The sequence below is a fragment of the Flagellimonas eckloniae genome (assembly GCF_001413955.1).
Lineage (GTDB): Bacteria > Bacteroidota > Bacteroidia > Flavobacteriales > Flavobacteriaceae > Flagellimonas > Flagellimonas eckloniae.
The window spans coordinates 3637501-3659930 of sequence record NZ_LCTZ01000002.1 but is presented as its reverse complement, the minus strand read 5'-3'; the positions used below and the strand labels follow the sequence as shown (position 1 = coordinate 3659930).

Annotated in this window: 14 protein-coding genes and 1 tRNA gene (1 of these 15 running past the window's edge); 3 read left to right on the top strand and 12 right to left on the bottom strand. The window is 38.1% G+C overall.

All coding sequences use genetic code 11. The features are described 5' to 3' along the window. Positions 1-77: 77 nt before the first annotated feature. The 11 genes from AAY42_RS15755 to nhaD form a co-directional block, all read right to left on the bottom strand. Positions 78-1538 (bottom strand): aryl-sulfate sulfotransferase, encoded by a 1461-nt coding sequence (locus AAY42_RS15755; RefSeq protein WP_055396924.1) that lies wholly within the window; start codon positions 1536-1538, stop codon positions 78-80. Between the two features lie 66 nt (positions 1539-1604). Next, positions 1605-2525 carry a hypothetical protein gene (locus tag AAY42_RS15750; protein WP_055396922.1) on the bottom strand — a complete coding sequence of 307 codons (921 nt, stop codon included), beginning with the start codon at positions 2523-2525 and terminating at the stop codon, positions 1605-1607. A 15-nt stretch (positions 2526-2540) separates the two neighbouring features. Next, the gene (locus AAY42_RS15745) at positions 2541-4244 is read right to left on the bottom strand and encodes a SusD/RagB family nutrient-binding outer membrane lipoprotein (protein ID WP_055396920.1); all 1704 of its coding nucleotides are present in this window, start codon (positions 4242-4244) and stop codon (positions 2541-2543) included. Positions 4245-4253: 9 nt separating this feature from the next. Then, positions 4254-7448, bottom strand: coding sequence for a SusC/RagA family TonB-linked outer membrane protein (locus AAY42_RS15740; protein ID WP_055396919.1), 3195 nt, complete (start codon positions 7446-7448; stop codon positions 4254-4256). 429 nt (positions 7449-7877) lie between these two features. Then, positions 7878-8327, bottom strand: coding sequence for a helix-turn-helix domain-containing protein (locus AAY42_RS15735; protein WP_055396917.1), 450 nt, complete (start codon positions 8325-8327; stop codon positions 7878-7880). A 262-nt stretch (positions 8328-8589) separates the two neighbouring features. Then, a tRNA-Val gene (locus tag AAY42_RS15730) sits at positions 8590-8667 on the bottom strand. 65 nt (positions 8668-8732) lie between these two features. Then, positions 8733-9944, bottom strand: a complete 1212-nt coding sequence (locus AAY42_RS15725) for a bifunctional folylpolyglutamate synthase/dihydrofolate synthase (RefSeq protein ID WP_055396915.1) — start codon at positions 9942-9944, stop codon at positions 8733-8735. Between the two features lie 4 nt (positions 9945-9948). Next, positions 9949-10827: a hypothetical protein gene (locus AAY42_RS15720; RefSeq protein WP_055396912.1), complete on the bottom strand. Its 879-nt coding sequence runs from the start codon at positions 10825-10827 to the stop codon at positions 9949-9951. Beyond that, positions 10827-11213 carry an ExbD/TolR family protein gene (locus AAY42_RS15715; RefSeq protein ID WP_055396910.1) on the bottom strand — a complete coding sequence of 129 codons (387 nt, stop codon included), beginning with the start codon at positions 11211-11213 and terminating at the stop codon, positions 10827-10829. The genes AAY42_RS15720 and AAY42_RS15715 overlap by 1 nt, the downstream gene beginning before the upstream one ends. 9 nt (positions 11214-11222) lie before the next feature. Beyond that, a complete protein-coding gene (locus tag AAY42_RS15710) occupies positions 11223-11915 on the bottom strand; it encodes a MotA/TolQ/ExbB proton channel family protein (protein ID WP_055396909.1) in 693 nt (230 codons plus the stop codon). Between the two features lie 58 nt (positions 11916-11973). Then, positions 11974-13359, bottom strand: a complete 1386-nt coding sequence (gene nhaD, locus AAY42_RS15705; protein ID WP_055396907.1) for a sodium:proton antiporter NhaD — start codon at positions 13357-13359, stop codon at positions 11974-11976. Positions 13360-13599: 240 nt separating this feature from the next. On the opposite strand from nhaD, the gene AAY42_RS15700 reads away from it, so the two are divergent. The 3 genes from AAY42_RS15700 to AAY42_RS15690 all read left to right on the top strand — a co-directional run bounded on the left by AAY42_RS15700 (position 13600) and on the right by AAY42_RS15690 (position 21046). Continuing rightward, positions 13600-14742, top strand: a complete 1143-nt coding sequence (locus tag AAY42_RS15700; protein WP_055396905.1) for an acyl-CoA dehydrogenase — start codon at positions 13600-13602, stop codon at positions 14740-14742. Between the two features lie 323 nt (positions 14743-15065). Then, positions 15066-19571, top strand: a complete 4506-nt coding sequence (gene gltB, locus AAY42_RS15695; protein ID WP_055396903.1) for a glutamate synthase large subunit — start codon at positions 15066-15068, stop codon at positions 19569-19571. A gap of 8 nt (positions 19572-19579) precedes the next feature. Then, positions 19580-21046 (top strand): glutamate synthase subunit beta, encoded by a 1467-nt coding sequence (locus AAY42_RS15690; protein ID WP_055396901.1) that lies wholly within the window; start codon positions 19580-19582, stop codon positions 21044-21046. A 70-nt stretch (positions 21047-21116) separates the two neighbouring features. Here AAY42_RS15690 and AAY42_RS15685 read toward each other — a convergent pair whose 3' ends face one another. Continuing rightward, positions 21117-22430, bottom strand: partial view of a T9SS type A sorting domain-containing protein gene (locus AAY42_RS15685; protein ID WP_055396899.1) — the 3' portion only. Its footprint extends 417 nt past the window's final position; 1314 of the gene's 1731 nt are visible here — the last part of the coding sequence; the start codon falls outside the window, past its right edge; it ends in the stop codon at positions 21117-21119.

Below are 22430 nucleotides of genomic sequence, written 5' to 3'. Positions count from 1 at the left end.
AAACAGCAAATTTAAGTGAAATTCCATTTTTAAAATTAATAATTGGATGAAATGAAGTTTAAAAGAGAAAAACAGACCTATTTACAATCCCCAATATTAAAACCTTTTTCAATTGGATTGGATGGATTTAGGTCTTTACCCAACAATCCTGGGTATTCTGGGTCATATCTAATAACCTGAAACACATTGGATATAGGATCATCCCCTTGTGTTAAAACTTCACCTTGCGACGTTACTGGATTTATATACTTCCATACGGTTTCATCGGCTTCGTTTATTTCAAAAAAAGTGCCAGATGTACCCTCACATATCAATGTATTACCATTTGGTAAGCGTTGTGCACTTGACAATATTCTTGAATAAAATGACGTAGGGTCATTTGGTGCTGTATATGACCATTCTGGTTGTGCGGGAGCGTATGGCTCTCCCAGATTGTATTCATAATTATACGTCCCGGCCATTGTTGGTTCTATAATTTCAACTGAAGAATAGGAAATGTCCCTACCGAGACCATTGTTGAAAACGAGTATCTTATTTCCATCTGGAAAATTGCCTGATATCCAATGTGGATTATGCTGTCCAAAAAATTGCTGATCTTCCACGTTACCATGTCCATAGGCCGCTGGATTTCCCCATCGGTATAAAAAATCGCCGCCCATTCCACTATTTCCTCCCGAACCACCTTTGGCCTCCTGGGTTGTGACCGAATGATCTAGAATATATATTTCACTCAATTTTTGCGAACCCAAAATAATTTGATCAAGATCAGCATTGTAGCTTAACGCATTAAAATGAAGCCAATCCGCATTACCCTCAGCGGTACCTAAAAAATTAATGTCCAACAATTGGGGATTATCCGCAACAACTCCAAAATTATCTTTGGTATTATCAAAATTCTGCACAAAATGGTCCCATGCACTCCATTCCCACACAATGGTGCCATCATTATTGCCCAATGGTTCTATTTCCAATATAGCTTCGTTGTAAAGTACTCCTTCTGAAAGATTCTCAGGATTCCTTCCCGCTTTCAATGCTTCTGACTCATTCATTACGTGGACGGCCAAAATTAAAATATTCCCATTTGGCAATGGATACAGTCCATGGTGCTGGCTATACGTAGAACTCGAATAGGTATATTGCCAAGTCAAGTTTCCATCCCAATCAAACTTTTCTATAATTCCCCCAATGCCTCCGTAAGGCAAATCGGGATTATCAATTTTTCCTGAACGTAATAAAGAGCCATCTTCCAACAAATGAAAAGCGCCTCCTCTATCATACTCACTTATCCATTTATTTACAACCTGTCCGCAATTATCTATAAGGTATGTAGTTTTATGGATAGTAAATAAAGTATATCCTTTATAGGAATCTGTTATATTTAAAAGTACTCCGATTGTATTCTCCAAAGGAATTCCAACAAAATCCTCATCAGAATTTGGTTCTTCCGGAATAGGTGGGTTTATCCCATTATCCCCTGAGCAGCCAAAAAAAATAAAGCTACTTACTAATAAGGTTACATATAAATGATTCCTTTTCACAGCAAAAAAAGTTAAAAAAAAACAGCTTTTTGCTATGCAAAAAGCTGTTTTTAATACTATTTAATCCTACTGTGTAAACAAAGCAGGCCAATCTTCTCCTCCTTCACGAGTAATTACAACATCTCCCGAATCTCCATAGTTATTAACCCATGATATTGAAAGCTCAGAACCTCTAACCTCTGTAATTTCCCAAGTGTAAGCTAATCCATACTGGTCCAATCCTCCTGAGACAATTAAATTACAAACATCACTAAAAGTGGCACCTCCACTAGTTGCGGGGGTATCACTCCAACATGAAGTTCCATATTGTCCAAAACCAAGATCTGAAGTCAAGTAAACACCTCCACCTTGATCAGTCCATGTTACTGTTCCTGTAGTCTCACCAGTTGGACATGGAGTTGCTGAGTTAATTGCTTGAAAATTGGTAGAAACATAAGAATGCGTTCCTCCTAAACTTGATGCGCATACCACCGGATAATTTACAACAGAATTAAAAAGAACAGTTGTCTGGATATTTGTACCTGTATTACTTGTTCCATCTTCATTTACAATATCTAAAACCCTTCCATCGTCCATTATAAATTGGGTTGTCAAGGTCAAAACATCTCCAACTTCAAAGTCCGTATTACTCGTTATTTCCGGAAAAGCTGAAATAATATCAGTCACAGACAATGAGAAATCCTGTGGTAAAGTGATATTCTCTTCCAGCACCGCATAGTATACATCACCGGAAAAAGAAGTATAAACCCCAATTAAATTGGCAGAAGCTGGGTCTCCCTGAGCAACTGAAGCATTGAATTGAACGGTAACATTTTCTCCATTGGTCACGTCAATCAAATCTATAAAAGCCGGGCCTGTGGCAGAGTTGACCATATTGGGTACAGCTCCATCTTCCAACCCTAACTGAGAAGTTCCTCCATCGTCTTCACATGAAAATCCGAAGACCATCATGGATATTATCAGTAAAACAATTTTATTTTTTTTCATGATTTTTTATTTTGATTAGTTATCCCAAAAAATTGAATACGTTCCAGGGTCTTTCTGCGCTGGAGCATTCTGATTTAGATTCAGCTCGGGCTGTGGCCAGAAAAAGGATAACTGAAAAGGATTGTTCAAAACAGTAAGGTTATCCAATAGTGGAAATCCATCCCCATTATCCAACTGATATTCTGGGCTTTGAGATCCAGATGGATCTGCCAAAATAGGATAGCCCGTTCTTCTATAATCAGTATATTGATCCATTGGGTCAGCAAAAGTTGCTACCCACTTTTGGGTCATTATTATTTCTAACTTTTTGGCATCAGAAGCAGCATCATATTCCGCAATAATTGCATCCATAAAATCATTAACCTCTGTTGATCCGGATAATGTTGGAACTGCTTGTGTTGTTCCTGTACCTGCAACAACTTCGTCTACCTTAGCAAAACTTGCCTCCATGGCTTCTCTGAGTTTTACCCCAGCATCTCCTGGCAGTACACCGTCCAGAATAAGTTCTGCCTGTATGTACAAAAACTCGTCATACGTAAGGATTCTTCTTGGAGCTACCCCGGTTCCACTAGCAATGGTCCTTGCAAAACCTTGTCCATCATCATAACGCCCCCCGCAAGGGAATATCCCTGGAAAAGTAGCATCATTTTGCACTGCTCCATCCCTATCTGGTCCAATACTACCGAAACGAATACTAAAAAAGCCCGTTGAAGCATCCCAGTAATCTGCATTTGGATCACCTGTAACCGCGTCTCCTTGATCTCGTGGGAACTGCCCAGGCACCAATTGATTTACAAAATAATAGGCCAACCTTGGATCTGGGTTACCTGTATGTATATTTGGATTAACACCTCTAAGTATTTCATAGAACCAAGGACTTCCGTAATAGGTAACTTGGGCTCCGCCGTATGCAGAAATAAAAAGTTGATTACGCTCATCTGTAGGAGCTTGATTTGCAGTATGGGTAAATTGAAAGTCATCTGCACTTGATGTAAGAAAGTTATCATCAGCAACTAATGCATTAAAATCCGACTGATCAAACAAAGCGGTGGTCCTAATCTGGTTGTATAGTTTAAACTTAAGCGTATTGGCAAACTTTACCCAATTGGCAGTTGCACCTCCATAAAACAAGTCATCCCCAGCTGGGAAATTATTTCCTGCCCCACTGGCTACATTTGCTTTTCCTTCATCAATCAAATCAAGAACTGTTTGATAAACAGCTTCTTGGTCATCAAAAACCGGACTAACGACTCCTTGTTCCAGAAGTGTTGCCTCAGATAAAGGAATATCGCCCCAAAGATCAACTGCTACTGAAACCATATAGGCCTTAAGTATTTGGGCTATTCCAATGTAAACATTATCACCACTTTCAGTGGACTGGGCAATCAAAGTTTCAATATCTGTAAGGGTCAAATAAAAGTTGTCCCAATCGTTGTTTAAATTGATATTGTCTGCTTTCGTGCCATATTGGTCTTGCTCTTCCCTAGCAGTAAATTGGTGTGTGTATACCTGCAGCATATCACCAGACCAAAAATTAAAGTCTGCCATGTTAGCAACTCCTACATGTATATTCGGTAAGAGTTGGTTCTGTGGAGCTATTGTTGGAGAATCGCTATCTACATCCACATCTAGATAATCCTCACATCCAATGAATGCGAATACCAAAAATATCCCCGTAAAAAAGTGTTTAAGGATTCTTTTATATATTATATTTTTCATGCTTCTTTTTTAAAACGTTAAATTAAGTTTGAACCCATATCGTTTGGAAGTAGGCGCAGCAGAAATCTCTACACCTTGCAATCTTGTGTTACCAAAACTGGTAACTTCCGGGTCAAAATTGGTGTACTTTGGAAAATTGGGAGCAAAATACCATAGGTTATTCCCTAATACACTAAAACTCATTCTTCCAAAGGGTGTTTTATCCAACCATTTTGTAGGTAAATCATAGGTAAGGCTCAACTCTCGTAAACGATACACTGTTCCGTCATACACTGATGCTTCATCAACCGTATTAATACCAAATGTATTACCTCCAGCCGGTGAGAAATACAATTCATTCATATCAACCTGTGTTGTATTCGGAATCTGATTGCCATTTTGATCCAGGATAGGATTACCAGCATTGTCGCCATAAAATCCAGGGATAATAAATGTACGCTCCCTATCTTCTGTATCTTTTGTTACACCACGCCCTAGTAAGGCATCTAGACTAGTAGATTTTATGTCTCCTCCTTCTCTCCAGTCAAACTGAGCGCGTAGGCTCAATGTTTTATATTTAAACGTATTTATGAATCCAATTCTAAAATCTGGGGTAGGGTCTCCTATAACACCATTTTCCAAATCTTGAACAATTCCACCACCTGCTTGATTAATAAGGTAATTTCCATCAGCATCTCTTGCAAAACGGGTTCCGTAGAAAACACCAAATGGTTCACCAACAATTGCATGCGAAACTTCATTTGCATTAAACTGTATCCGCTCCAAACCTTCTACAAGTTCCTTTACCTCATTAACATTTTTCGTAAACGTGGTATACATGTCCCATTTAAAGTTCAATGTTTGTATGGGAACTATGTTCAAACCAATTTCAACACCCGTATTCTCCATTTCACCAATGTTTGTGTTGAACGTGGAAAAACCACTTGTTGAAGGAACACTTACCGGTGAAATCAAATCTGTGGTTACTTTTTTATACCAGCTAAAGTCCACAATCGCTCTTCTATTGAAAAACTCTAAATCCGCACCAATTTCAAGTTCATCTGTAAACTCTGGTGTAATTTGTTGATCTCCTAAAGCTGTCCTGTTTCCTATAACCGGATTTCCGTTAAATGCATTACCAACAGCAAAGGTTCTATTCAAAAACTCAGCTGGAGCATCTCTACCTACAGAGGCATATCCTGCCCTTAATTTGGCAAATGTCAGAACCTTACTGTTAATATTGAAGGCATCTGTCGGTATAAAAGATAGACTTACAGAAGGATAAAAATAGGATCTGTTATCCTTAGGCAGGGTCGAACTCCAATCGTTCCTACCAGTTGCATTTAAAAACAGATAATCCTTGTAGGATAAACTAATATCTCCAAATACACCAACATTCCTATTTCTAGCATAACCAATTCCATTAGTTGGTGTAGGCTGTACCAAGGCAACATTTAAGTTGTTTTCTATAGTGAATATACCTGGTGAAATAAATGTGTTCGCTATAATTGCATTACGTTGCTGGGTATTCTGCAGTACATTATTACCCAATATTACCGCCAAACCTAAATCTTCTGTCAGCTCATAATCAAAATTGAACAACAATGTAGATTCCAGAGCCTCATTTAAGAAATTATCAGTAGTTATACCACCAAGGCCATTGTTTGCTCTAGAGCCAATATCCCTGATTTCCTTTCTACTAAGATCGTACTTGTTTAACCCTACACGATAAGATGCTGAAATATTATCATTAAAAGTATAGGCGAAATTAACATTAACAACTGTTCTGTTTGTAGACGTAATTATTTGATCATGTTTCCAAGACCAGAGGGGATGATCCCATCCGTTATTTGGAGTCAACGACCCACCTGTTACAGGATCCTCAAAGGGTAAATCCGTATTCCAAGCTCTTCCCAACCACAAGGTTCTGGCAAATGAAGAAGCTGATCCAGCAAATTGATTTTCACCAAAGAAACCACCAACTTGTCCAGTTTCCGAATAGCTCAAAGATCCGCCAACCCTAAGGTTGTTGGCAAGTTTAAAATTACCCCCGGCAGAAACCGAAGTTCTACTAAAGGTGTTATATGGAATATATCCTTGTTGATCCAAATCTGAAATGGTAACATTAAAATTACCATCCTCTCCTCCATATGAGAAGTTTACAGAATTATCATATACAACTCCTGTTCTAAATAAGTTCTCTACATTGTTTGGTTGAGCTACATAAGGTTGAGTTGGACCAAGCTCTGGAAACGCATTTAATAAATTGGGCCATGTGGGTATAGTTTCTAATGAGTCAAATCTAGGACCCCACGAACCGTTCGCATTCAAATAGCTGAAATTAACCCCATTACCATAGGTATTCTGGTACTCAGGTAGATTTGCAATTTCTTCAAAATAAACACCAGAATTGACAGATACACTTAATTTGTTATTTCCTGAAGCACCTCTAGCTGAACCAGATTTGGTAGTTATAACAATAACCCCATTTGTGGCCCTTGAACCATATAATGCAGCTGCAGCTGTACTTTTCAATACGTTGACAGAAGCAATATCATTTGGGTCCAATGTTGATATTCCAGACTCATAGCCTCCACCGCCAGTAGATTGGCTACTAGCAGTTGTTGTGTTCAAATCTGCCGTAGTGGCCTGTGTATTGTCATATGCTATACCATCTACAATAAATAAAGGTTGACTAGCACTACCTATCGTCGTTGCTCCTCTAATATTAATCTGATTGGATGCACCAGCAACCCCTGTGGACAAATTAATGTTTACACCCGGAACCTTGCTTGTTAGGGAACGAAGCAAATCTGGTTCGGAATTTTCTACAATATCCTCTGTTTCAACCTTGTTTACAGCATATCCCAATTGCTTGGGATTCCTTTGAATTCCAAAGGCGGTAACCACTACTTCTTCCAATGCTTGTGCATCTTCTTCCATTTGAATGTTAACAACATTCTGTGCTCCAACCAAGCGCTTAGTGGTTTTCTGTCCGAGATATGTGTAGACTAATGTTTCGTCAACATTGGCGGTAATGGCATAATTGCCATCAAAATCGGATTGGGTACCGTTTGAAGTACCCTCCACAATAATATTGACCCCCGGAAGTGGTATACCTGTTTGATCAATAATTGTTCCTGTGATTGTTTTCTCTTGAGACCATAGACATGTTATTGATAATAACATAAACATGAGAGTCCCAAATAGCTTCTTTACTTTCATAGAGTTAAAAGTTTTGTTAGTAATTAATGAGTCAGCGCAACTGAGAAAGGCAGGCGGGAGAAGTGGTTTGATAGCTAATTCAAATAACTCCCTGGTTACGAAAACAAAACCTAATGGAAAGTCTCTAATAAAATAAGGAAGTAAAGCCTCTCACCGCCTTACCTTTACAATTGCAATTACAAAACAATCGTATGGGGAATAAAAACCAGTACTTCTAAAACGGGATGGACATCAAAAAATAGCATCCCCAACGGGAAGTACTTTTTTTAACACTTCTTAGGCCACATGTGACTATTAAAAGGTTTGTTAAAAATTAACAAAGAGAAAATGCTATGGATAATACCAATAAGTAACCATTGTTGGAGAAGTAGTCATTTTATAAAACCTCTACTAAATAACTTATACGTCTTTTAATGGAAGAGCAATTTTTTAAGAAGCATAAATGGACAAATTGCGAAAATCATTTGGACTCAATCCAGTCTCTTTTTTGAAAGCACTATAGAAACTGGTCTTACTGCTATAGCCCACTTCGTACATTATTGCCTTTACACTGAGAAAAGGTTGGGATAAAAGTAGGTCCTTTGCTTCCCTAATTCTGTAGTAACTTAATAGGGAGTAGAAATTTTTTGATAGGTACTCGTTTATCACTTGGGAAATCTTGTATCTATCACTACAGATATGTCTGGAGAGGTCATTAAGCCCTATATCATTATTCTTATAAAGCTTATCATGCTCAAAGGCAGTCTTAATTTTTTCTTTTATTTCAGCTGCTTCTTGTAATGTGAGTCCTGACTTAACATACTTTGTCTCCAAAGCACTTTCATATTGCCTTGGTTGATGACTGTTTGCAGAGAAAAAGTGTCGAATAAGTTTTCTCATAATAGTTGATTAATTGATGATATACATAGTTAACACTATTAATCCGGTACGGAGGTCTTCCCGATAAGGATTTACGTAAACTATCATCGGGAGACTTTACTCTACACTAAAAATGCAAATGGAAGAACTAAAATGCTTTAAACGGAACTAGGTGACAAAATAAGTATTTTTCAATATATCGCCACTTAATACTCGAACAATTTAGATGAATACAATGCAGCTAAAAAACGCAAAAACCACCTATAAATAGGTGGTTTTCTACTGGTGGGCGCGAAGGGATTCGAACCCCTGACCCCCTGGGTGTAAACCAGGTGCTCTGAACCAACTGAGCTACGCGCCCGTTCTTAAAACGGAGTGCAAATATAGCACCATTTTTTATTACCAAAAAGAAAAAACGAAAAATATCTAAACTACTTCTGCAACCACAAATGTGCTACCTCCAACATAAATAAAATCATCTCTTTTGGCGCTATTTTTCGCGTTCTTTAATCCCATTTTTACAGACTTGTATGCCTCTCCAGTAAGCCCAAACCTAAATGCTCTATCCTTTAACTCCATAACATCCAATCCTCTTGCCACATTTGGTTGAACAAAATAGTAAACAGCATCCGTAGGAAAAAGACAAAGGATATCTTCCAAGTCCTTATCGTTTACAAAACCCAGTACAAAATGTACTTTTGAAGCTTTGTGATTTGCAATTTGTTTCAAAATTAAATCAAGTCCCTCTCTATTATGTGCCGTATCACAAATAATCGTTGGGTTGTTTCCCAAAACCTGCCATCTTCCTAAAATTCCAGTATTTACAACGCACTTTTTAAGTCCGCTTCTTATATGTTCTTCTTTTACACTGAATCCCTTTAATTCCTTTATCAAAGCAACAACTCCACTGCAATTTTTCTTCTGATAATTTCCTAGAAGGTCAGTTTTATATTCTTTAAGTGAAAGCTCCTCTGCAAAAACTATTTTTGATCTTTTCTGACCAGATATCAACTTAAAGATTCCCTCCGTTTCCTGTTGTTTCTCACTAATTACAATCGGAATCCCTCTTTTTATGATTCCTGCTTTTTCCAAAGCAATCTTTTCCAAGGTGTTTCCCAATACCTGTGTATGATCTAATCCTATATTGGTAATTAACGATGCTTCAGGGGTAATAATGTTTGTTGAGTCCAATCTTCCGCCCAATCCAACTTCAACAACTGCAATATCCACTTTCTCGTCAGCAAAGTATCGAAAAGCCATACCAACGGTCATTTCAAAAAATGATAGCTTATTCCATTCGAAAAAGGTTTTGTGCTTTTTCACAAAATCCTTTACATATTTCTTACCAATAGATTTCCCGTTGATTTTGATTCGCTCCCTAAAATCCTTTAAATGCGGGGAAGTATATAAGCCAACTTTATATCCCGCCTCTTGAAGAATAGAGGCAAGCATATGACTACTGGACCCTTTCCCGTTAGTGCCAGCAACATGAATACTTTTAAATTGATTGTGGGGATTCTCAAGAACCTCAGAAAAGCTCAAAATATTATCTAACTTATCCTTATATGCTGAAGTTCCTTTTTGTTGGTACATTGGAAGTTGTTGAAACATCCAATCCAAGGTTTCTTTATAAGTCATTGGATTATTGACCAAGCTTAAAGTTAACAACAACAAAACCAATTTGTTGTGATGGTGCGTTGGAATCCAAGTTCCATTTATGTAGAAAGGCCGTCTTCTTTGCTGGTTCTAGCAAACAAGGTGCATTGTTGGTTGTTCCCTTTACTCCGGGAGTTGCCTTTATAACCTTTCCATTTCTATCTACAACTATACGCACAACGACACGGCCATCCTCATTACATTCTTGTTGTACTTTTCCTTTCTTTACCAATGAGCGGCCATTCAAACCATATCCACCTGTCCCGCTTCCACTGCCGGGGCTTCCGTAATAACTTGTAGCATAAGGATTGCCTTCTGGCTTTCCTTTGTCCCCTGCCTGGTTATCATCTCCCTCACTTCCAGTTGTTTTCCCATCAGATTTTCCAATACCTCCAATCAAGGCATCCAAACTCTTCTTTTTGGCTTCTTGCTGTTGTCTTTTTCTTTCTTCAGCCTGTTTTTTTTCTAGAGCAACACGCTCCGCTTCGGCCTGCGCTTTCTTTGCAGCTTCATCCGATTTACGTTTGGCTTCTCTTTGTTGATTTATTCTGATTGTCTCTTCATTCTCGGAAGTCAAGACCTTTTCCACGGGCGCTTCAGGTAAAGTCTCTTTTGGTTGTACTTGTTCCTGAACCTCTTCTACAGGTTTTGCAACCTCTCTTTTAGGTTCAGAGCGTACTTTCTCTTTTGGTTGCACTTTGCCACTTCCAAAATCCATGGTGCCAAAATTTATAGCTATCCCATTCTCAATTGGAGGGTCCATATAAGTAAGCCCTATATAAAAAAGTAGGAGCAATAACACGCTCAACAGAAGTGAAGTTAGCGTGAATGATTTTTTCTTGTGTCTCGTATCTAAAAATGACATTATTTTGGCCGCACTGCCAAGATAACCTTATAACTATTCCTATTGGCAATATCCATAACGTTTACAGCCTCTTTAATGGCCACGCTTTCTTCTGCCCTTAGAATTATCGTAGGCTTTTCTTGACCTTCAAGTGCCTTTTTTAATTCAATTTCAATGTATTCCTCGTTTATCTGTTCATTATTCACAAAATACTCCAGGTTCTTGTTTATGGTAACCGAAACATTCTGTGTATTGGTGGATTTCCCCTTAGCCTTTGGTAACAGTAAATCCAAAGCATTGGGAGCGTTTGAAGTCAACATAAAAAATACCAATAACAGAAACACAATATCTGTCATTGATGACATACTAAATTCTGGGCTTACCTTGTTCCTTCCTTTTAGTTTCATCCTGAAATTCTAAATAGGTTCATTCAATAAATCCAAAAATTCAACCGCATTGGCCTCCATTTTATGCACTACTTTATCAGTTCTGTTCACCAAGTGATTATATCCTATATAGGCAATAATACCAACCACAAGACCTGCAACCGTAGTGGTCATGGCCGTGTAAATACCTGAAGCCAATGAACCCATTTCTGCTTGTCCACCGCTACTTGCCATTTCATGGAATGCCAAAATCATACCAATTACGGTTCCTAAGAAACCAATCATGGGAGCAGCACCTGCAACAGTAGCTAAAACACTTACATTTTTTTCGAGTTTGTACACTTCAAGTGTGCCTGCATTCTCGATAGCAGTATTAATGTCATCCAAAGGTTTTCCAATTCTGGACACCCCTTTTTCCGTTAATCTGGCAACAGGTGAGTCAGTTTGTGCACATAGAAGTTTTGCAGCTTCCAACTTACCATTCATGACATGGTCACGAATCTGGTTCATAAAATTTTTGTCAATTTTTGAAGCTGCTTTAATAGCAAAAATTCGCTCAAAATAGATGTAGAGCGCTACAAAAAGAAGCACAAAAAGTACTGTAATAATTATTATACTTCCTGTTCCTCCATTAACAATTAAGTCAATAACAGAAAGGGTTTTTTCTTCTGAAATAGATGCACCCATCTCAGCCCCTTCTTCCAAATCTTGAAAAGTAATCATATAAAATCCCCAATTTAAGTTGCAATAATAACGGAGATTTTTGAGCTAAAGTATTTTTCTAAAAGAAATATCGCATTACAACAAAGCAAATGGCTCCTGCCAGAAATCCAAGGGCTGCAAGCCAAGCAATTTTCTTAAGATACCAGAAAAAGTCTATTTTTTCCATTCCCATGGCAACAACTCCTGCTGCAGAACCAATAATAAGCATACTTCCTCCAGTTCCAGCTGAATAGGCAATAAAATGCCATAATGGATCGTCTAAAGGCTCTGAGAACATTCCCAAACTTGCAGCTACCAAAGGTACATTGTCTATTACAGCTGAACCAACCCCAAGGATAATAACCACCAAATCCGAAATTTCGGTTCCAGGAAGTTCGGTACCCAATAATCCAATTCCTTGTTTTAATCCTTCTGCAAAATTGAATAATAATCCTAAGGACTCTAAAGCAGCTACGGCCATTAAAATTCCCAAGAAAAATAGAATACTTGGCAACTCAATCTTTGTCAGTGCACTGTGAACAGGGCTGTGGTGTGATTCCGCATCGCTCTCTAAATCCACAGATGAAATTGCTATTTTGGAATTACTATATATCTCAGCAAATGTAGCAACTACAGCCAAGGACAACATCATACCTACATAAGGTGGCAAATGGGTCACTGTTTTGAATATGGGTACAAAAACAATGGCTCCCAGACCTAAATACAACATTGTGGCTCCAAATTTTGTTTTTGTTGACTCCCCTTCTTCAACGTCGATATTCCCTTTGAATGCCGGTAAAAAAGATGCAATAAATGTTGGTACAAGCATACATACTAATGATGGTAACAATAAATAGCCAATTAACTTACCTGTAGATACTTTATTACCTATCCATAGCATTGTTGTTGTAACATCCCCAATTGGAGACCATGCTCCTCCAGCATTGGCTGCAATAATAATTAGACCCGCATACCACAATCTATCATTTCTCTCCCTAACTATTTTCTGAAGGATAGATATTAATACAATAGTTGCGGTAAGGTTATCGATAATGGCGGAAAGAATGAACGCCAAAAAAGCAAAAATCCAAAGTATCCTCCTTTTACTTCTAGTTTTTACAAACGATTTAATGGTAGCAAAACCATCAAAATAATCAATAATCTCAACAATGGTCATTGCTCCCAAAAGAAAAACCAAAATTTCTGAGGTCTTTCCCAAATGATGTAACAATGTTTCTTCAAGCACATGCATTTTGTCTTCATGCCCCAGAGCAGAAAAACCTTCCATTAAGGCATGTTTTCCGGAATCGAACCAAGTAGTGAATCCATCAATCCCAAATGCCATCATAGCCCAAAGAGTTGCCATCATAGCCAATGCAGGTATCAGCTTATCTATCTTTAAGTTATGTTCTAAGGTAATTGCGAGATATCCAATAACAAATATGGCAATGAGAATGGTTTCCATGTTCAGTTGGTTTATTTAGTTTTATGCGTTTTCAAAGAAATAATCTATTACGCTAAAGATATTCAAAATGAGTTTTCCCACATAATCTTAGTCGTAGAAAAATAATTAAAAATTAGTATTGGCTCTTCTCTCAAATCCATAAATTAACTTTAAACTATTCTCATTTATTTCAGTCATTCGTTCATAATCAGTCATCTAAAAGTTATATTTGCATACTATTTTTATTTATTTCCCAATTTTATGGATTTCACGCTATCAGAAGAACAATTAATGATTAAGCAAGCGGCAAAAGATTTTGCCCAGAATGAGTTGTTACCAGGTGTAATAGAAAGAGATGATGCCCAAAAATTCCCAACAGAACTTCTAAATAAAATGGGGGAGTTAGGGTTTATGGGAATGATGGTAGATGAAAAATATGGCGGTAGCGGATTGGATACACTTTCCTATGTCTTGGCCATGGAGGAATTGTCAAAAATTGATGCTTCCGCTTCTGTAATGGTATCCGTAAATAATTCTTTGGTCTGTTGGGGGTTGGAAACTTATGGAACTGAAGCACAAAAACAAAAATATCTGACCCGTTTGTCCACAGGTGAAATTATAGGCGCCTTCTGTCTTTCGGAACCGGAAGCAGGAAGCGATGCTACATCTCAAAAAACCACGGCAATCGATAATGGAGACCACTATATCTTAAATGGCACCAAAAATTGGATAACAAATGGCAGTGCAGCAGAAGTCTATTTGGTAGTGGCCCAAACTGATGTTGAAAAGGGGCACAAGGGCATTAATGTGCTCATTGTAGAAAAGGGAGCAGAAGGATTTGAAATAGGTCCTAAGGAAAATAAACTGGGCATTAGAGGTAGCGATACCCACTCCTTATTATTTAACGATGTTAAAGTTCCAAAAGAAAATCGCATTGGGGAAGATGGTTTTGGCTTCAAGTTCGCTATGAAAACCCTTGCTGGTGGCCGAATTGGAATTGCGGCACAGGCATTGGGAATAGCTGCAGGTGCATATGAATTGTCCAAAAAATATTCAAAAGAGCGTAAAGCCTTTGGTACGGAAATAGCAAATCATCAAGCTATTGCATTTAAGCTTGCTGATATGCATACCAAAATTCAAGCGGCTCGCCACCTGGTCTATCAAGCCGCTTGTGATAAAGATAATGGGGACGATTATACACTTTCTGGCGCAATGGCTAAACTTTATGCCTCGGAAGTTGCCATGGAGACCGCCGTGGAAGCAGTTCAAATACATGGTGGCAATGGTTTTGTGAAAGATTACCATGTGGAAAGATTTATGAGGGATGCTAAAATCACACAGATATACGAGGGAACTTCTGAGATTCAAAAGATTGTAATCTCCAGAAGCATATTAAAAAGCTAGAACACTTTAATTTAGCAATTCCAACACCCCGGTCATTTAATCAGGGTTTCAAACGAATAGTAACGTATTTTTTCTCTCTACCGTTACTTTTTGAGTGCATTCAAATAAAATTTAACTATTTATTAATGATTACCCCTAAATACACAGGGGTACCCATAATTGCCTGTTCTAATTTTATGGTAATCATAATTTAGTATTGTATAAATTCTGTTTCTGAACATTTTTTAACGAATTAATACAAACGTTGATGAATTAATTGACATTATTTAAAAACCTTGTTGTTTATTCATTCAAAATGATATTTTTGAATAAATACCATACTAATGAGGCTAGAAAAACAGGGTTTATACCTACCGGAATTTGAGCATGACAACTGTGGCGCAGGGTTTATCTGTAGTTTGAAAGGAAGGAAGTCTAATGATATAATTCACAAAGCACTTGAGATATTAGATAAGTTGGAACACAGAGGTGCCGTAAGTTCTGATGGGAAGACAGGTGATGGAGCGGGGATCTTAATAGATATTCCACATGATTTCTTTTCGGAAGTATGTAAGTTTACTTTACCCAAACCTGGCGATTATGCCGTTAGCAATGTTTTTTTACCACAAAAGGAAAACCAACGGGATTTCTGCATTGCAACACTTGAGGAAAATATAAAAAATCAGGGATTACAACTATTGGGCTGGCGTGATGTCCCCGTAAATAGATCTGTTCCCGGAAGGATTGCTGCAGAAACAGAGCCTTTCGTAAAACAAGTTTTCATTGGGAAAGGTGATGCTTTGGATACGTTTCAATTCAACCTTAAGCTTTTCATAGCCAGAAAAATAACTGAACACACGATTATAGAGAGTAAACTTTCTCAAAGTCAGTTCTTTTATTTACCCAGTCTATCCACTAAAATCATCATTTTTAAAGGACTCTTGGTTCCTCATGATATAAGTAGATACTATGAAGACCTTCTAGATCCCAGAGTGGTCACTCGTTTGGCTTTGGTACATCAACGTTTTTCAACCAATACATTTCCAACTTGGGATTTGGCACAACCCTTCCGTTACATGTGCCATAATGGAGAAATAAATACATTAAGAGGAAATGTAGCGCGCATGAAATCGCGTGAAGAATTACTGCAAAGTGATTGGTTTGGCGAAGACATCAAAAAAATTCTTCCAGTTGTACTGCCAAGAAAATCAGATTCTGCAAGTATGGATATGGTTGTGGAGCTATTGTTAATGACCGGTCGTTCTCTGCCAGAAGTAATGATGATGTTGGTTCCTGAAGCTTGGGAAAAAAATACTGAAATGTCCGAATCAAAAAGAGCTTTTTATGAATACAATTCTTGTGTAATGGAGCCTTGGGATGGCCCTGCCTCGATTCCATTTACAGATGGTAATTACATTGGAGCTGTTCTGGATAGAAACGGACTCCGTCCATCTAGATATTCCGTTACCAAAAAGGGATATGTTATCATGTCCTCAGAAACCGGGGTCGTTGAGCTTGAACCAGAGGATATTGAATTCCATGGACGTCTGGAGCCTGGAAAAATGTTCTTGGTGAACATGGAAGAAGGCCGAATTATTAATGACGAAGAAGTTAAGGAAGCCATTGCTAAAAAGCATCCCTACAAAAAATGGTTGAAAAATAACTTGGTCCACCTAAAAGACATCCCTTATAATGATTGCCCTGTCTTTTTTGGTGAATTTCCTTTAGAAACCAGAAGAGCTGCTTTTGGCTATACACGTGAAGACATAAACACTATTATTCTTCCCATGGCAAAAAGTGGTAAGGAGCCAATCGGTTCTATGGGTTCAGACACACCCATAGCCGTTTTGTCTGAGCGTCCACAGTTAATTTACAACTATTTCAAGCAATTGTTTGCCCAGGTTACCAATCCACCTTTAGATGGTATTCGTGAAGAATTGATTACAGATATTAGTTTAACACTGGGTAGCGATCAAAATATTTTTGAAATATCAGAACTCCATTGTAGAAAACTGAAAATTCAGAATCCCGTAATCTCAAAAGAAGATCTGGATAAAATAAAAAACTACGATGCCAGTCCAGATTATAAAGTTGTCGCCATTTCCACACTTTATGAAATTTCACGGGGGCATAATGGATTGGAAGAAGCTTTAGATTCCATTTTAGATCAAGCTTCAGCTGCTATTGATGAAGGGGCTAACATTATTATTCTATCAGATAGGATGATTAGTACAGAAATGGCGGCAATACCAGCTTTATTGGCATGTTCTTATGTAAATAGCGGACTCGCCAGGTTGGGCAAACGCTCCAATTTGAGTATAATTATTGAATCCGCAGAACCTAGAGAAGTGCATCATTTTGCCCTATTGTTTGGTTTTGGGGCAAGTGCGATCAATCCCTATTTAGTAAATGAAATTATTGGTGAGCAAATTAAAGAAAATGACATTACAGAATACACTTTTGATGAGGCCATAAAGAATTATAACAAGGCCATTGGAAAAGGCATATTGAAAGTGATGAACAAAATTGGAATTTCAACCTTAAATTCTTACCGAGGCTCACAATTGTTCGAATGTATTGGAATAAACACAAAAGTGGTAGACAAATACTTCCCCAATACACCAACTCGTATTCAAGGAATAGGTTTGTATGAAATTGAAAAGGAAATAGCAAAACGCCATCAAAAAGCATTTAAAAATCAAGTATTGGCTGCCAATCTTGATATTGAAATTGGCGGAGAGTACCGTTGGAGAAGAGATGGTGAAAAACATATGTTCAATCCATTAAGTATTGCAAAACTTCAAAAATCTGTACGAAATAACGAGCCAGATACTTATAAGGAATATTCCAAATTGGTGAATGAGCAATCTAAAAACCTCATGACCATTCGTGGGCTGTTTGAGTTTTCGAACTATGACCCTATTCCAATTGAAGAAGTAGAGCCATGGACTGAAATCGTAAAAAGATTCAAGACCGGTGCCATGTCTTATGGAAGTATAAGTAAGGAGGCCCATGAAAATCTTGCGATTGCAATGAACCGAATCGGAGGAAAAAGTAATTCAGGTGAAGGTGGAGAAGATGCTACACGTTTTTACAAAAACAAAACTGGAGATTGGAAAAACAGTGCAATCAAACAAGTAGCTTCAGGTAGATTTGGAGTCACTTCGGATTACCTAACCAATGCAAAGGAAATCCAAATAAAAATGGCCCAAGGGGCTAAACCTGGTGAAGGTGGACAATTACCTGGCCCAAAAGTGAATCCAGCCATTGCCAAAACGCGGAATTCAACACCTTATGTTGGTTTAATTTCACCGCCACCGCATCATGATATTTATTCTATTGAGGATTTATCACAATTAATTTATGATTTAAAGTCAGCAAATAGAGACGCTAGAGTCAATGTTAAACTAGTATCCGAAGTTGGTGTAGGTACAGTCGCCGCAGGGGTTTCCAAAGCAAAGGCAGATGTTGTTTTGATATCTGGATTTGATGGAGGTACAGGTGCATCACCTCTAACATCATTAAAACATGCCGGACTTCCATGGGAACTCGGTATTGCAGAAGCTCAACAAACGCTGGTCTTAAACGACCTAAGAAATAGAATAGTCCTTGAATGTGACGGACAGTTAAAAACAGGAAGGGATGTAGCTATAGCCTGTCTATTAGGTGCAGAAGAATTTGGCTTTGCCACGGCACCCTTGGTTGCATCTGGGTGTATAATGATGCGGGTTTGCCATCTAAATACATGCCCTGTAGGTATCGCGACCCAAAATCCGGAACTTCGCAAAAAATTCAAAGGTAAACCGGAGCATGTGGTCAATTACATGTACTTTGTTGCGGAAGAATTGCGCGAAATTATGGCGAAACTTGGTTTCAGGACTATTGATGAAATGGTTGGTCAAGTTCAAAAATTGGATAGAAAAAAAGCCATTCAGCATTACAAAGCCGCCGGTATTGATTTGAGTCCAATTCTATATCAAGTTGATGTCCCTGAAGGAACCAAATTTTACAATACCGAAAAACAGGTTCATAACATTGAAAAATCCATTGAGTTTGATATTATAACCCAGGCTCATCCTGCTTTGTTTAGAAAGGAAAAGATTTCTTTGGATTTCCCGATCTATAATACAGATCGAGCAGTTGGAGCCATCATCAGCAATGAAATATCAAAAATTTATGGTGCTGATGGTTTACCGGATAACACATTGAAACTGAATTTTACAGGTTCAGCCGGACAAAGTTTTGGCGCTTTTGCAACTAAAGGACTTACCATGGTAGTCAATGGAAATACTAACGATTACCTGGGCAAAGGACTATCTGGTGCCAAATTGATTATTAAAGTACCTTATAAATCAACGCTAAAACCAGAAGAAAATATCATTACTGGGAATGTTACCCTTTATGGTGCAACATCCGGAGAAGCCTATATAAATGGTAAAGCCGGAGAACGTTTCTGTGTCAGAAATTCTGGGGCCAAAGCTGTAGTGGAAGGAATTGGTGATCATGGTTGTGAGTATATGACAGGAGGAATCGCTGTAATTCTGGGAGCTGTTGGAAGAAACTTTGGTGCTGGTATGAGTGGTGGAATTGCCTATGTGTTTGATAAAGACAATTCTTTTGAAAAAAGATGTAACGGCGAAACGCTGAATTTGCTTCCTGTGGAAGAGGACACTGATATCAAGCAGTTAAAAGAACTTATTGAAAACCACTATAATGCAACCTTAAGTCCATTAGCGCAAGATATTCTTGAAAATTGGGAAGAATGCCTGCCCAAATTTATAAAGGTATTCCCTGAAGAATATAGACAAGCATTAATACGATTGGAAAAAGAAAAACTACAAACCTTATAATTTGAGCCATGGGAAAGACGACTGGATTTATGAAGTTTGACAGGAAAATTGAAGCTTACGAACCTGTTGAAGAAAGAATCAAAAACTATAAGGAATTTACGGTTCCTTTAAAGGAAAGTGAATTAAAAAATCAAGGTGCCCGTTGTATGGATTGCGGTATTCCGTTTTGTCATAGCGGTTGTCCCTTGGGCAATCTTATTCCTGATTTTAATGATGCCGTTTACCAGGGAAAGTGGGAAAAGGCCACAAAGATTTTACATTCTACCAATAACTTTCCAGAATTTACTGGAAGATTGTGTCCTGCACCATGCGAGGAAGCTTGTGTCCTTGGAATTAATGAAGACCCTGTCTCCATTGAAAACATAGAGAAAAATATAGTCGAAACTGCCTTTAAAAATGGCTGGATAAAACCAGAACCTCCTATAAAAAGAACCGGCAAAAAGGTTGTTGTTGTAGGCTCAGGACCGGCAGGGCTTGCCGCTGCACAACAACTGAATAGAGCTGGACATACGGTTACACTTCTTGAGCGAGATGAAAAAATCGGCGGTTTGCTTCGTTATGGCATTCCTGATTTTAAAATGGAAAAAAACGTAATTGATAGGCGCCTTGAAGTAATGGGCAAAGAAGGTATCATTTTTAAGACTGGTGTCCATGTAGGTGTTCATATCAAAGCCGATGAACTTCAAAAAGAGTATGACGCCATAGTGCTTTGTGGTGGTGCAACCGTTAGAAGAAACCTTCCAATACCTGGTTCAGATTTAAAGGGTGTTGTGCAGGCAATGGATTTTCTTCCTCAAAACAATAGAAAAGTAGATGGTATTCCGTATGAAGGTGAAGAGCTTTCCGCCAAAGGGAAAAGAGTAATTGTTATTGGTGGAGGTGATACGGGGTCAGATTGTATTGGAACTTCCATACGCCACGGCGCAGTTTCCGTCACCAATTTTGAAATCATGCCAAAGTCAACCACCCAAAGACCTGAAGGCCAACCATGGCCCTTCTGGCCAATGCGACTGAGAACCAGTTCGTCACATAAAGAAGGAGCCGAACGTGTTTTTAGTATCTCCACTAAAAAATTTGTAGGTGACGAGAAAGGTAATTTAAAAGGTTTAGTTACAGCTGAAGTATATTGGGAAAAGAAGCCTGGACAACGTCCCGTTCTTAAAGAAGTAAAAGGGTCAGAAAAAGAATGGGAATGCAATTTGGCCCTTCTTGCACTTGGATTCACAGGTTCCGAAACTACAATAGCAGATCAGTTAGGGCTGCAAATGGATGCCAGAACCAACATTAATGCCTCTATCAAGGATTATAAAACCAATATTCCAGGGGTTTTCGTTGCAGGAGACCAAAGAAGAGGTCAATCCCTAATAGTTTGGGCCATATCTGAAGGAAGAGAGGCTGCTTATCATGTAGACAGCTTTTTAATGGGAAAATCAAACTTACCATTAAAGGGTGATGGTGATTTACCTAGAGTTTAAAATTTAAATACCCAACCAAACCCTTTATAAAAACTCCCCAAAGAATTTTTTTGGGGAGTTTTGCTTTTTATTATCTAATTACCAAACGGTGCACTTCCGTTTTATCAGCTGCAATAATCCTCAGAAAATATAGCCCCGCAGTATATTCTTCAACATTAATAGAAGTTCCCATCTTATACTTACTTGAATGGATCACTCTTCCCTCCATATTTATTAATTGGATAGTTACATCTTTATAATTCGCGTTCTCCAATCGAAAAGTAGAACTTGTGGGATTGGGATAAAATAAAGTTTGAACTTGCTTCTCAGAAAGCACATCAAAAAGTTCAATGTCATCAGGGAGTTGAATCTTCAGGGGAGTACTTGATTGAAATTCGTATGCTCCCACATCAAAACCGCTTCCCGAGGGCCGTGATGCATTGCCCATATCAAAAGTTATACCCCAAGACGCGACATCAGATCCAACATCCACAACATCTGAGCTTGAAGAAGAAGGGCTAAAATCATTGTTCAAAACATCCGTCAATCCTAAAGTATCTATTTGACGAGTCATAATATTTGAATAGATATTGGTTAACAAACTATCCCTTGTATCCCGTTCATTAAAATCAAAGTAGCTTTCTTGATTTTGCTTCCAAGTATTTCCTCCCTCAAAATCATATCCAGGATCAACCACCAAATTATTTACAAAATAGGATGGAACCTCACTTTGATTCCTATATAAATCAGCCGGATCAACAGGATGTAAAACAGTTGTATTATAATGTACCCCTGCTCTTTCCGGCTCCACTATAGTATTATTGGCCACATAGTAGCCTTCATTTAAATCTTCAAATTCATGCCGATTGTGAAGAAATATTCCATGCATTTTAGGTTTTACAAATACATTATTATAAACCTTTGTTCCACTTTTACCATTAATTATTTGCATTCCCCATCCTTTTTCCAAAGGACCATTAACCACATGATTATTATAAACTTCATAAGCTCCACCTCCCAAACTCATAGCAAAGGCCTGCCCCCAATTACCACGTGTTCCATAATCATAAATAATATTATCTCTTACCTTGCTATTTATATGTGCCAAATTCAGTTGAATAGCATCCCAACCGGTATCTTCAACTATGTTATTATGTATATCTACATTTTCAAGCCAATGTCCATAAACCTCTGTGCCATTACAGTTACGTCCAGAGTCCAACTTATACCCCAATGTAAAACCAATATAAATACCTTCTCCATGGGTATTATGAATATAATTATGATGAATATTTAAATTTTTCATTACAAAACCATTAATCCTCCAAGTATCAGAATTATTGCAATCCGGGTCTGTTTTTGCCATCAATCCCGCAAAACCAGCATGAGCAACTTCAATATGGTC

Coding starts and splice junctions, on each gene's coding strand:
- AAY42_RS15750 (WP_055396922.1), bottom strand. CDS start 2,525: ATGAAAAAAAATAAAATTGTTTTACTGATAATATCCATGATGGTCTTC.
- AAY42_RS15745 (WP_055396920.1), bottom strand. CDS start 4,244: ATGAAAAATATAATATATAAAAGAATCCTTAAACACTTTTTTACGGGG.
- AAY42_RS15740 (WP_055396919.1), bottom strand. CDS start 7,448: ATGAAAGTAAAGAAGCTATTTGGGACTCTCATGTTTATGTTATTATCA.
- AAY42_RS15735 (WP_055396917.1), bottom strand. CDS start 8,327: ATGAGAAAACTTATTCGACACTTTTTCTCTGCAAACAGTCATCAACCA.
- AAY42_RS15725 (WP_055396915.1), bottom strand. CDS start 9,944: ATGACTTATAAAGAAACCTTGGATTGGATGTTTCAACAACTTCCAATG.
- AAY42_RS15720 (WP_055396912.1), bottom strand. CDS start 10,827: ATGTCATTTTTAGATACGAGACACAAGAAAAAATCATTCACGCTAACT.
- AAY42_RS15715 (WP_055396910.1), bottom strand. CDS start 11,213: ATGAAACTAAAAGGAAGGAACAAGGTAAGCCCAGAATTTAGTATGTCA.
- AAY42_RS15710 (WP_055396909.1), bottom strand. CDS start 11,915: ATGATTACTTTTCAAGATTTGGAAGAAGGGGCTGAGATGGGTGCATCT.
- nhaD (WP_055396907.1), bottom strand. CDS start 13,359: ATGGAAACCATTCTCATTGCCATATTTGTTATTGGATATCTCGCAATT.
- AAY42_RS15700 (WP_055396905.1), top strand. CDS start 13,600: ATGGATTTCACGCTATCAGAAGAACAATTAATGATTAAGCAAGCGGCA.
- gltB (WP_055396903.1), top strand. CDS start 15,066: ATGAGGCTAGAAAAACAGGGTTTATACCTACCGGAATTTGAGCATGAC.
- AAY42_RS15690 (WP_055396901.1), top strand. CDS start 19,580: ATGGGAAAGACGACTGGATTTATGAAGTTTGACAGGAAAATTGAAGCT.